Raw genomic sequence first — 13,405 nt, 5'->3', positions numbered from 1 at the left:
CGTAGGCCCGATAAGCGAAGCTCGCCGGGAAATGCATTTAACACTCATTAAAAGGCTCATTAAGAGTCAGGGCCTCCTGTTGCCTGAAGAAGGGTAAATCATGACGAAATTAACCTGTTTCAAAGCCTACGATATTCGCGGCAGGCTGGGCGAAGAGCTGAATGAAGATATCGCGTGGCGTATTGGCCGCGCTTACGGCGAGTTCCTGAAGCCAAAAACCATTGTCCTCGGCGGCGATGTGCGCCTGACCAGTGAGACGCTGAAGCTGGCGCTGGCGAAAGGACTGCAGGATGCGGGGGTGGATGTGCTGGATATTGGCATGTCGGGCACCGAAGAGATTTACTTCGCCACCTTCCACCTGGGCATTGACGGCGGTATTGAAGTGACCGCCAGCCATAATCCGATGGATTACAACGGTATGAAGCTGGTGCGGGAAGGGGCGCGGCCCATCAGCGGTGATACCGGTCTGCGCGACGTGCAACGTCTGGCGGAAGCCAACGACTTCCCGGCGGTTGATGAGACAAAACGTGGCCGCTACCAGCGCATTACTACCCGCGATGCCTACATTGACCACCTGCTGGGTTACATCAATCCCGCCAACCTGAAACCGATGAAGCTGGTGCTCAATTCCGGCAACGGCGCGGCAGGTCCGGTGGTTGACGTCATTGAAGCCCGTTTTAAGGCGCTGGGCGTGCCGGTCGAGTTCATCAAAATTCACAACACGCCGGATGGCAACTTCCCCAACGGTATTCCCAATCCTCTGCTGCCGGAATGCCGGGCCGACACGCGCCATGCAGTGATTGAACACGGCGCGGATATGGGGATTGCCTTCGACGGTGATTTTGACCGCTGCTTCCTGTTCGATGAAAAAGGTCAGTTCATTGAGGGTTACTACATTGTCGGCCTGCTGGCGGAAGCGTTTCTGGAGAAGAATCCGGGGGCGAAAATTATCCACGACCCACGCCTGTCCTGGAACACCGTGGATGTGGTGACGGCGGCAGGTGGTAAACCGGTGATGTCAAAAACCGGGCACGCGTTTATCAAAGAGCGGATGCGCCACGAAGATGCCATTTATGGTGGCGAAATGAGCGCGCACCACTATTTCCGCGATTTTGCCTATTGCGACAGCGGAATGATCCCGTGGCTGCTGGTGGCGGAGCTGCTGTGTCTGAAAAGACAGTCGCTGGGCGAACTGGTCCGCGACCGGATGGTGGCCTACCCGGCGAGCGGAGAAATAAACAGTACGCTGGCAGAGCCGACGGCAGCGATTGCGCGCGTGGAGCAGCATTTTTCCCGTGAGGCGTTGTCGGTGGACAGAACGGACGGTATCAGCATGTCGTTTGTCGACTGGCGCTTCAATTTACGCTCTTCCAATACCGAACCGGTGGTGCGCCTGAACGTGGAATCGCGCGGAGATATTCCGTTGATGGAAGCGCGAACGCGCACTCTTCTGGCGTTACTGAATCAGTAATGCTGGTGCTTCCTTTGCCCGATTCTGGGCAAAGGGTGACTAACAGGAACCACGATGACACATCTAAAAAAGCGCGAACGCGCCAAAACCAATGCGTCGTTAATTTCGATGGTGCAACGCTTTTCAGATATCACCATCATGTTTGGCGGGTTGTGGGTAATCTGCGAATTAAGCGGTTTGCCTTTCCTGTACATGCACCTGCTGGTGGCGCTGATCACGCTGGTCGTTTTTCAGATGCTCGGTGGCATAACGGATTTTTATCGCTCCTGGCGCGGTGTCAAAATTTCCACTGAGCTGGTGCTGTTGCTGCAAAACTGGACGCTGAGTCTGATTTTTTGCGCAGGTCTGATCGCCTTTAATAACGATTTTGATAACCGTCTCGCCGTCTGGCTGGCGTGGTATCTGCTATCCAGCGTTGGCCTGGTGTTGAGCCGTTCGTTTATTCGCTACGGCGCGGGATGGTTGCGTAATCGCGGGTATAACACTCGCCGGGTGGCGGTGGCAGGGGACCTGCCAGCCGGACAAATGCTATTGGACAGCTTTCGCCATGAACCGTGGCTGGGATTTGAAGTAGCAGGTGTCTATCACGATCCTATCCCTGGAAAAAACTCCCGCGACTGGGCCGGTAATCTGCAACAGCTGGTGGATGACGCCAAAGCCTCACGTATTCATAACGTTTATATCGCCATGTCGATGAGCGATGGCGCCAGCGTCAAAAAACTGGTTCGTGAGCTGGCCGACACCACCTGTTCGGTGATCCTTATTCCTGATGTCTTTACCTTCAACATTCTGCATTCACGGATTGAAGAGATGAATGGCGTTCCGGTGGTGCCGCTGTATGACACGCCGCTCTCGGGGATTAATCGCCTGTTGAAACGCGCGGAAGATATCGTGCTGGCTTCACTGATCCTGCTGCTTATTTCTCCGGTGCTGTGTGGCATAGCGCTACTGGTAAAACTGACCTCCAAAGGACCGGTGATTTTCCGCCAGACCCGTTACGGCATGGATGGGAAGCCGATCAAAGTCTGGAAATTTCGCTCGATGAAAGTGATGGAAAACGACGCGGTGGTGACGCAGGCGACGCAAAACGATCCGCGCGTTACCCCTGTGGGGAATTTCCTGCGCCGAACGTCACTCGATGAACTGCCGCAGTTTATTAACGTGCTGACCGGGGGCATGTCTATTGTTGGGCCACGCCCGCATGCGGTAGCGCATAACGAACAGTACCGCCAGCTGATCGAGGGGTACATGTTACGCCATAAGGTGAAACCGGGTATTACCGGCTGGGCGCAAATCAACGGCTGGCGCGGTGAAACCGATACGCTGGAAAAAATGGAAAAACGTGTGGAATTTGACCTCGAATACATTCGCGAGTGGAGCGTGTGGTTCGATATCAAAATTGTTTTTCTGACGGTATTCAAAGGCTTTGTCAACAAAGCGGCGTATTAACATGAGTTTACGAGAAAAAACGCTGAACGGCGCAAAGTGGTCGGCGATTGCCACTGTGATCATCATTGGTCTGGGTCTTATCCAGATGACCGTACTGGCACGGATTATTGATAACCACCAGTTCGGGTTGTTAACCGTGGCGCTGGTGATCATCGCGCTGGCCGATACGTTGTCTGACTTTGGTATCGCCAACTCAATTATTCAGCGCAAAGAGATTGGCTATCTTGAGCTGACCACGCTGTACTGGCTCAACGTTGGGTTGGGTATCGTGGTATGCGTAGCGATGTTTCTGCTGAGCGAGACGATTGCCAGCGTACTTAATAACCCAGAACTGGCACCGCTCATCAAAACGTTATCGCTGGCGTTTGTGGTGATACCGCACGGGCAGCAGTTTCGTGCGCTGATGCAAAAAGAACTGGCCTTCAACAAAATTGGCATGATTGAAACCAGTTCGGTACTGGCCGGTTTTACCTTTACCGTAGTCAGCGCCCATTTCTGGCCGCTCGCACTGACGGCCATTCTCGGGTATCTGGTAAACAGTACGCTACGTACGCTGCTGTTCGGCTATTTTGGTCGCCGGATTTACCGCCCGGGGCTGCATTTTTCGCTGGCATCCGTTTCGTCGAATCTGCGTTTTGGTGCGTGGCTGACGGCAGACAGTATCATCAATTACATCAATACCAACCTTTCCACGCTGGTTTTGGCCCGCACGTTGGGAGCTGGCGTGGCGGGTGGATTCAATCTTGCCTGGAATGTGGCGGTTGTCCCCCCGATCAAACTGAACCCGATTATCACCCGCGTGCTGTTTCCGGCGTTTGCCAAAATCCAGGACGACAGTGAAAAGCTACGGGTGAATTTTTACAAGCTGCTGTCGGTGGTCGGGATTATCAACTTCCCGACGCTGCTGGGACTGATGGTGGTGTCGAATAACGTGGTGCCGCTGGTATTCGGCGAGAAGTGGAACGGCATTATCCCCATCCTGCAACTGCTGTGCATTGTTGGGCTGCTGCGCTCGGTGGGGAATCCAATCGGTTCACTGCTGATGGCGAAAGCGCGGGTCGATATCAGCTTTAAATTCAATGTGTTCAAAACCTTTCTGTTTATTCCAGCCATTTTCATCGGTGGGCATCTGGCCGGGGCGATTGGCGTGACGCTGGGCTTTTTGCTGGTCCAGGTGATTAACACAGTCCTCAGCTATTTCGTGATGATTAAACCTGTTCTTGGCTCCAGCTACCGCCAGTACATGCTCAGTCTTTGGCTGCCGTTGTATCTCTCCTTGCCAACCCTTGTAGTGAGCTATGCGCTGGGCGTAATGCTGCATGACCAGCTGTCGTTGGGCGTGTTGTTGGGGAGCCAGATAGCGGCAGGGGCGCTGGCGTTTGCGCTAATGATAGTGCTGTCGCGTCATCCGCTGGTGGTGGAAATAAAACGCCAGCTCTGTCGCAGTGAAAAAATGAAAACCTTGCTCCGTGCAGGATAAGAACAACGCTTTAAGAGGTCATAATGAAACTATTAATTTTGGGCAACCATACCTGCGGGAACCGAGGGGATAGCGCGATCCTGCGCGGTTTGCTGGATGCCATTAACGCGTTGCGTCCCGAGACTGAAGTGGATGTTATGAGCCGTTACCCAGTGAGCTCCTCATGGTTACTGAACCGCCCGGTGATGGGCGATCCGCTGTATTCGCAGATGAAGCAACACAACAACGCAGCGGGTGTTATGGGGCGCGTGAAGAAAGTGCTGCGTCGTCGCTATCAGCATCAGGTACTGCTCTCGCGTGTTACCGACTCCGGTAATCTGCGCAATATCGCTATCGCCCAGGGTTTTACCGATTTTGTTCGTTTGTTGTCGCGCTATGACGCCATCATCCAGGTCGGCGGATCGTTCTTTGTCGATCTGTATGGTGTGCCGCAGTTTGAGCATGCGTTGTGTTCGTTTATGGCGAAAAAACCGTTGTACATGATTGGTCACAGCGTGGGGCCATTCCAGGATGAGCAGTTTAATCAACTGGCGAACTACGTGTTTGGCCACTGTAATGCGTTGATTTTACGTGAATCCGTCAGTCTGGATCTGATGAAGCGCAGCGCAATTACCACGGATAAAGTCGAAACAGGCGTGGATACGGCCTGGCTTGTCGACAATCATCATGAGGATTTTGAGCCAGGTTATGCGGTACAGCACTGGTTAGACATGGCGGCTAAACAGAAGACCGTTGCCATTACATTGCGCGAGCTGGCGCCTTTTGATAAGCGTCTGGGAACAACGCAGCAGGCCTATGAGCAAGCCTTTGCCGGGGTAGTGAACCGCATCCTTGATGAAGGTTATCAGGTGATTGCACTGTCAACCTGCACCGGTATTGATAGTTACAACAAAGATGACCGCATGGTGGCGTTAAATCTTCGCCAGTATGTTAACGACCCGGCCCGATATCACGTGGTGATGGATGAACTTAACGATCTGGAGATGGGGAAGATTCTGGGGGCATGCGATCTGACGGTGGGTACTCGGTTGCACTCGGCCATTATCTCGATGAATTTTATGACGCCAGCCATCGCCATTAACTACGAGCATAAATCGGCAGGGATCATGCAACAGTTGGGGTTGCCGGAGATGGCTGTCGATATTCACCATCTGCTCGATGGCAGTCTGGAAGGAAAGGTCGCCGATACCCTCGGACAGCTACCTGAACTGAACATACGGCTTGGGGATGCTGTGACACGCGAACGCGAACGCGGGGTACGCATGGTGCAGTCGGTTTTAACGCGTATTGAGGGGGAAAAATGAAGATTGGCTTTTTCCTGCTTAAATTTCCGCTCTCTTCTGAGACCTTTGTACTCAATCAGATAACCGCATTTATCGATATGGGCTACGACGTGGAGATTGTCGCTTTGCAGAAGGGCGATCTTGAAAATACGCATGCCTCATTTAATACCTACAGGCTGGGTGAAAAAACGCGCTGGTTGCTGAATGAACCGGAAAGCAAACTGGCGAAGCTGAAATATAGGACCGCGGCGGCTCTGCACGGTCTCACCCGCGCAGCGACCTGGAAAGCGCTTAATGTTGCACGCTATGGCGAAGAAGCGCGTAATCTGATTTTGGCGGCCATTTGCGGTGGGAATCCGCGGGCGTTTGAAGCGGATGTCTTTATTGCTCATTTTGGGCCAGCAGGCGTAACGGCCGCTAAGCTGCGTGAGCTTGGGATGATCCGCGGAAAAATCGCCACGGTATTTCACGGCGTCGATGTTTCGCATCGGGATGTGCTTACCCGCTATACCCCTGAGTATCAGCAGCTGTTTCAACGCGGAGATTTGATGTTACCCATCAGCAATCTCTGGGCCGGACGTTTAAAAAACATGGGATGCCCGCCGCATAAAATCGCGGTTTCGCGTATGGGTATCGACATGACGCGTTTTACCCCTCGCCAACTGAAAGCACCAGCAGCAGCGCTGGAAATTATCTCTGTCGCCCGGTTAACCGAGAAAAAAGGACTGCACGTCGCCATCGAAGCCTGTCGTCAGTTAAAAGAGCAGGGCGTCTCATTTCGTTATTGCATTCTGGGTATCGGCCCTTGGGAGCGACGTTTACGCACACTGATCGAGCAATATCAACTCGATGATGTGATTGAGATGCCCGGCTTTAAGCCCAGCCATCAGGTAAAGGAGATGCTTGAACAGGCGGATGTATTTTTACTGCCGTCGATTACCGGAAGAGACGGCGATATGGAGGGGATCCCGGTGGCGCTGATGGAGGCGATGGCGGTAGGTATACCGGTAATTTCTACTGTCCACAGTGGGATCCCTGAGCTGGTCGAGCCGGGAAAATCTGGCTGGCTGGCACCGGAAAACGATGCGCAGGCACTGGCAGAGCGTTTAGCGGCATTTAGCCTGCTCGACAGTGAGCAGGTACAGCCGATTGTGCAGTGTGCGCGCGAAAAAATTGAAACTGAATTTAATCAGTTAGCGATCAATAAACAGTTAGCCAGTCTGCTGCAAACGATGTAAATCGAGGTTGTATGTCAGAGAACAAACTCTCACGCCGTACTTTTCTGACGGCAGGCTCTGCGCTTGTCGTGCTGCATACTCCCGTTGTCCGGGCGCTTGAATCATCGGATAGCGTCAACATTCAGGATTACAACCCAAAGGATTGGGTCGCTTCTTTCCGGCAGGCGTTCAAAGAAGGACAAACGGTAGTCGTACCATATGGACTGGAATGTAAGGATCTCAATACCGCTATCGTTATTCCTCCTGGCAAAACGCTACACCTACAAGGCAGAATCAGCGGCAATGGCCGTGGTCGCTTTGTTCTGCAGGATGGATGTAAGGTAGTGGGTGAGCAGGGGGGGAGCCTGAGGAATGTTACCCTCGATGTGCGCGGTTCAGACTGTGTGATAAAAGGGATTGCCATGAGTGGTTTTGGCCCAGTGACACAAGTCTATATCGGCGGCAAAACACCGAGGCTGATGCGCAATCTGATTATCGATGATATTACCGTCACGCGCGCCAACTATGGGATCCTGCGTCAGGGCTTTCATAACCGGATGGATGGCGTAAAGATTACAAACTGCCGTTTTAGCGATCTACAGGGAGATGCCATTGAGTGGAATGTGGCGATCAACGACAGCAACATCCTCATTTCTGACCATGTCATTGAACGTATCAACTGTACCAATGGCAACGTGAACTGGGGCATCGGCATCGGGCTGGCGGGCAGTACCTATGACAATTCCTATCCCGATGACCTAGCGGTAAAAAACTTTGTGGTGGCGAATATCACCGGCACCGACTGTCGACAGTTAGTCCATGTAGAGAACGGTAAACATTTTATCATTCGTAATATCACCGCACGAAATATTACCCCAGATTTTAGTAAGAAAGCAGGTATTGATAATGCGACGGTCGCTATTTATGGCTGTGATAATTTCGTGATTGATAATATCAATATGGAAAATAGCGCAGGTATGCTCATTGGCTACGGTGTTATTAAAGGACGATATTTATCCATCCCGCAGAACTTTAAGTTAAATAATATCCATCTGGATAACACGAAACTTGAATATAAATTACGTGGCATTCAGATCTCATCAGGTAATGCAACGTCGTTCGTGGCCATTACCAACGTTGAGATGAAGCGCGCCACGCTTGAGTTGCACAACCAACCGCAGCATCTTTTTTTACGTAACATCAGAGTGATGCAGCAATCCGCAACAGGACCCGCGCTCAAGATGCAATTCGATCTACGCCAGGATGTGCGCGGCAAGTTTATGGCTATGCAGGACACCTTGCTATCACTGGCGAATATCCATGCGGTAAACGAAAGCGGGCAAAGTTCAGTTGACATTGACCGGGTAAGCCATCAGGTGGTGAATGTCGAAGCGGTGAATTTTCGACTGCCGGGGCAGGGGAGGTAACTTTGCGACCATTCCTGGCAAAAGTTGTACCCGCCTGGGATTAAGATTACTGTATTCCGCAGTTAAGCGGCGTAACATACGCGGCATCGGAGTAATGTAATTCATACTGGCTAAAACAAGCTAAAAAGCTATAATTCAGCAACAATTGAATAGGTGAATGACTTAATGATTAATTTGAAAGCAGTTATTCCGGTAGCAGGTCTGGGGATGCACATGTTGCCTGCCACGAAGGCAATCCCTAAAGAGATGCTGCCGATCGTAGACAAGCCGATGATTCAATACATTGTCGACGAGATTGTAGCTGCCGGTATCAAAGAAATCGTTCTGGTGACTCATGCGTCTAAGAACGCAGTTGAGAACCACTTCGACACCTCTTACGAACTCGAATCACTCCTTGAGCAGCGTGTTAAGCGCCAGCTCTTAGCCGAAGTGCAGTCTATCTGTCCTCCGGGCGTGACCATCATGAACGTCCGTCAGGCTCAGTTGCTGGGTCTGGGTCATTCCATCCTTTGTGCTCGCCCAATTGTTGGGGACAACCCGTTCGTCGTGGTGCTCCCGGATGTCGTTCTTGATACCGCGAGTGCGGATCCGCTGCGCTACAACCTCGCTGCTATGGTTGCTCGTTTTAATGAAACCGGGCGTAGTCAGGTACTGGCTAAGCGTATGGAAGGCGATCTGTCTGAGTATTCTGTTATTCAGACCAAAGAGCCTTTGGACAATGAAGGTAAAGTCAGTCGCATCGTTGAATTCATCGAAAAACCGGATCAGCCGCAAACGCTTGATTCCGATCTGATGGCCGTAGGGCGCTATGTGCTGTCTGCTGATATTTGGGCAGAACTGGAGCATACGCAGCCAGGCGCCTGGGGGCGAATTCAGTTGACGGATGCCATCGCTGAGCTGGCGAAAAAACAGTCTGTTGATGCCATGCTGATGACGGGCGACAGCTACGACTGTGGTAAAAAGATGGGCTACATGCAGGCATTCGTTAAGTATGGGCTGCGTAATCTGAAGGAAGGTCCGAAGTTCAGGAAGGGCATCGAGAAGCTACTGAGCGAGTAGAAATTTACAGGTCTTTGTGACGGCTAGCCAGAAAAAAATAGCGGCAGCTAACATCCCAGCGTCTATGCTTTAGGCAATGGAATGTTACTGTCGTTTTTTATATTAAAAATAAAGAATTACAACAAGTTAACCTACCAAGTTTAATTTGTTTTTTGTTGTATTTTTTCTTGTTTCTGGCCGCGTTTGGTAAGACAATTAGCGTTTGAATTTAAGATAGCTTTGCGCTAACTGGCGGGGGCTAGTTACATCATTATCATTCAAGTAGTGCTCTGGTTGCTGCAAAGCCAGGGGCGGTAGCGTGCGTAAATATCCAGATGTATGCATTGTATACCAGCATTTTAATAGAGTCTTATAAACGATATTCGGAATTAAGACGTAAAAATTACTGCTGGGGCGGGTTTCATTGGATCTCCAGTTGTTCGTAATAGTAATAATAATCGGCATACTGTTGTTCATGCGGTAAAACTATCTACGCTAAGCCAACTGGTATTCCTTGTCGAAATCAGAAATAACCATAAATATTATTTCAAATATGTATCTGTCTGTGGTAAAACGATCATGGGACGTATTTTGGCCAGTCATAAGCTGGATACGGTAAAGTTTCTGGCGGCTAAAGCTATGTTGAACTTCCGATTTCTGGTTCTGCTGCCCTCATTGAACGAGTATAACTTTGTTTGTCTATCTGTAAAACTCTCGACCGGATAGTGTTCACATTCTGGCCTGCGTCATAACATGCTTTTGCTTTCAGTGCGACTGCCAGATCGCATCAATTTTGGATTTTGTGATTGAGATGATTATCCACTTCATACTCATAAAAGACTTGATGCTCTGCAGTACATTTTTCTAGAACAAGATGGATAATAACTACCTTCTCTTCTTTATTAGGGGTAAAAATATGTAACATTGGCACAGCATTTTCGACAGAATAAATTGGCTGAGGTAACTAGCAACGCAAAGTTCTGGTAAGTATTTCACTTCTATTTTTCATTAATTATTATTGCTATTGACTTTGTACTCCAGCGTGAACACCTATATTAAAAATAACTAGTGAAAGTATGTACGGAAAATACGCGGATATAATCAAAAGGCCAACTCCGGAATAATTTTTCGGGTAAGGTGCTTCAGTACACGATAATGTAAATCTGCTTGCTATACAGTTTATTATAGTTTAGTAAAGAGTGGGTTAAATCCGCTTAGCAGTGAGTCTTGGTGCACAGTTTATATCACGTCTGTATGGATGTTTTCTACATCGGGCATCGTTCGTTGCGGGATATATAGGGCTATGACAGGCATCACTCATTTCCGTCAGGGATATGTATGCTTGACGATTGATCAGAACACACAATTCAGGTTGAGTCCTCCTTAAGTAAACTAATACTCATGACATCTAGTGATTTTTTTGAAAAATGTGTCAGGCAAAGTTTGGTGGTTACATATCCAGAGGAAGTTGCTTGGATAAATGAATGGTTATGTAATGATGTATTACATGCAAAAAAGATAGTTTATTGACGAAAAATTATTATAAATGTTTGATGAAACTAGCTAAAAGTAAAAAATATATTTGAAAAGTAAAAATGTGTTGGGTTTGTATGATTTTTTAACGTAAAATGGTTACAGATTTTGAAGGTTATACTTAAGTTGAATTTTTTAAGTGCTATATCTAATTTTTTAATAAAATAAGAAAATTACTGATTCATCTGAATAAGTTACTCGAAATGAGATCTGTTGTATATGGGGCACTTCATTGAGCAAAACTAAACTAAATGTTCTTTACCTTGCAATAAGTCAGGGTGCCAATTACCTACTGCCATTATTAATTTTTCCTTATCTTGTGCGAGTTATTGGCGTATCGAATTTTGGTGATCTAAGTTTTTCATTGATTACTATACAAGTGTTATTAATGGTTGTTGAGTATGGTTTTGGATATAGTGGGACAAGAGAAATAGCACTAAATAACGATAGAAAATACCATTCTGAATTTTTTTGCGGTGTGGTGCTTGCTCGTTTTATATTAATGCTAATTGCAGCTATTATACTCATAATACTCTGTTTTTTTAATGTTTTTAACGATGTGAAGTATTTATTATACGTTGGTTTTTTGTCCGTAATTGCAGGTGTTTTTAATCCAAATTGGTTTTTGCAAGGTAAGGAAATGATGAGTGTGATGGCTGTGCTTTCACTATTTTCACGAGGCATAGCAGTCATTGCAGTTTATCTAATTATAAAACCCTCAACACCGATGTACATTAGTGCCTTATTATTGAGCATGCCATATATTTTGTATTCATTCTGCGGCGTTGCCTACTTACTTATCATTAAGGACATTTTTTTATGTAGACCGCCGATAAAGAAAATTCAAGCAATTTTAATAAATGGATTTCATTTCTTTTGTTCAACCCTTGCGACTAGTGCATACACAATGCTGACCCCGATTGTATTAGGTGGCGTATCTGGAAAGTTTGATGTAGGGATCTTTAACTCAGCTAACATGATTAAACAAGGTTTGGCTGGACTTGCATCACCTTTAGTCCAAGCTTTTTTTCCAAGAATTAACATTTTGCAAAGAGAGAATCCATATCTTGCAAACTTAAAATCTAGAATGATTCTTAAATACTTGCTTGCTTTTTACATTATTTTAGCAATACCATTTCTACTTTTTGCCAACCAGTTATCATTATTAATATTCGGCACGAAAGGAGAAGTAATTGCAAGTGCAATGCAATTAATGACATTGCTTCCTATTTTCATAGGTTTTAATACAGTTATAGGATTACTTGTATTAGTACCTAATGGGATGCAAAAACAGTATTTCAAATCTATTTTTCTAGGAACTATTGCTTGTTTAACTATAGTTTATCCAGCATGTAAATATTATGGAGCAACGGGTGCGATTGTAAGTCTTATGGTAGCTGAAGTTTTCGTTGGCATGGGAATGCTTAAACAATTCATTAAATTAAATAAAACCGTATGTAGGTCTCATAAATTATGAATATCTCGGTAGTAATATCTGTTTGGAAACGCCCAGTTCAATTAGAATTGATTCTCTCTGAGCTCGATTCTCAGGCTAAAGACAATGGTCTACACTTAGAAGTAATTGTTTCTGATAGTCATAGTGGAAAGGAAATTGATGATGTAGTTGCTGGTACTATTCATAAAAAGAAAAATATTAATGTTATCCATCAACATACTAAAAATGTACTCTCCGCTAAACGCAATTTCGGAGCATCCCTAGCCCATGGGGATTATTTAATATTTCTTGATGATGATTGTATACCCGCAAATGGTTATATATCGTCGTTGCTGAACTATTTAAAAAAAATGAATAGTAAAAGCGTATTATGTGGTGAAGTTAGATTTGAAAATGAACTCATTGAGACCAGCAATTACTATCGGTACAGGAACTCTTTACACCCTAAGTTTAGTGATAGTCATAATACCTCTATGAATGCCTGGACTTTTGTCGCAATGAATTGTGTTCTTGATAGAAAGGCATTTTCATCCGGTATAGTTTCATATAATGAAAATTTTATTGGTTATGGTTGTGAAGATCATGAGTTTGGGTGGCAACTTGAAAAAAATGACTTCAGTATTATTTTTGCTGATTTTAAAATATTTCATCACGAATACGGTGGCGATATAGAAGGATATACAAAAAAAATTCGTGCTACAGCACGTGATGGTATGAATGTATTAAGCAAAGTAAGACCTGAAATGTTTTCTACTAATAAAAAATTATTCTTGGTTGAGAAAATATTCAGTAAAAACAAAACGTTTAGTAAAGTATGCCAATCAATATTTTTCAATAAATTTATTTTTAAAAAAATAATACAATTTTTAAAAAAAACAGATGTAAATAAAAATCTCTATTTCCCAATTCTTTACAGATATGTGTTGATTTCGGCATATATACATGGTATTGGAGAGCGTGGCACCTCAAAATCAGATGATTTGCTTAAGAACTGGTATATATAGATGATGCTATCTTCATTTATTAAGACATTTGTATGAAAGGGAAAAGA

9 protein-coding genes are annotated in these 13,405 nt (G+C 46.6%); all 9 read left to right on the top strand.

Annotated elements, in window-relative coordinates; translation table 11 throughout:
• Window positions 1-100 precede the first annotated feature (100 nt).
• Entirely contained in the window at window positions 101-1,471 is a 1,371-nt protein-coding gene (gene cpsG / locus OGX97_RS20715; protein ID WP_235127196.1) for a colanic acid biosynthesis phosphomannomutase CpsG, read from the top strand.
• Window positions 1,472-1,525: 54 nt separating this feature from the next.
• Window positions 1,526-2,920, top strand: coding sequence for an undecaprenyl-phosphate glucose phosphotransferase (gene wcaJ / locus OGX97_RS20710; RefSeq protein WP_008785190.1), 1,395 nt, complete (start codon window positions 1,526-1,528; stop codon window positions 2,918-2,920).
• Window position 2,921: 1 nt separating this feature from the next.
• Window positions 2,922-4,400, top strand: a complete 1,479-nt coding sequence (wzxC, locus tag OGX97_RS20705) for a colanic acid undecaprenyl disphosphate flippase WzxC (RefSeq protein WP_218659128.1) — start codon at window positions 2,922-2,924, stop codon at window positions 4,398-4,400.
• Window positions 4,401-4,423: 23 nt separating this feature from the next.
• Complete coding sequence (gene wcaK / locus OGX97_RS20700; RefSeq protein ID WP_235127198.1) at window positions 4,424-5,704, top strand: colanic acid biosynthesis pyruvyl transferase WcaK; 1,281 nt, start codon at window positions 4,424-4,426, stop codon at window positions 5,702-5,704.
• Entirely contained in the window at window positions 5,701-6,921 is a 1,221-nt protein-coding gene (wcaL, locus tag OGX97_RS20695) for a colanic acid biosynthesis glycosyltransferase WcaL (RefSeq protein ID WP_218659130.1), read from the top strand. Before wcaK ends, wcaL begins: the two co-directional genes overlap by 4 nt.
• A gap of 11 nt (window positions 6,922-6,932) precedes the next feature.
• Window positions 6,933-8,327 carry a colanic acid biosynthesis protein WcaM gene (gene wcaM, locus OGX97_RS20690; protein WP_279850758.1) on the top strand — a complete coding sequence of 465 codons (1,395 nt, stop codon included), beginning with the start codon at window positions 6,933-6,935 and terminating at the stop codon, window positions 8,325-8,327.
• 165 nt (window positions 8,328-8,492) lie between these two features.
• Window positions 8,493-9,386: a GalU regulator GalF gene (gene galF, locus OGX97_RS20685; protein WP_213238833.1), complete on the top strand. Its 894-nt coding sequence runs from the start codon at window positions 8,493-8,495 to the stop codon at window positions 9,384-9,386.
• 1,744 nt (window positions 9,387-11,130) lie between these two features.
• Window positions 11,131-12,375 (top strand): O15 family O-antigen flippase, encoded by a 1,245-nt coding sequence (gene wzx, locus OGX97_RS20680; protein ID WP_235127200.1) that lies wholly within the window; start codon window positions 11,131-11,133, stop codon window positions 12,373-12,375.
• Window positions 12,372-13,358, top strand: coding sequence for a glycosyltransferase (locus tag OGX97_RS20675; protein ID WP_235127201.1), 987 nt, complete (start codon window positions 12,372-12,374; stop codon window positions 13,356-13,358). The genes wzx and OGX97_RS20675 overlap by 4 nt, the downstream gene beginning before the upstream one ends.
• Window positions 13,359-13,405 lie beyond the last annotated feature (47 nt).

The sequence above is a fragment of the Citrobacter sp. Cpo061 genome (genome assembly GCF_030332845.1).
Taxonomy (GTDB): domain Bacteria; phylum Pseudomonadota; class Gammaproteobacteria; order Enterobacterales; family Enterobacteriaceae; genus Citrobacter; species Citrobacter portucalensis.
This window is presented reverse-complemented; position numbering and strand designations above follow the sequence as displayed.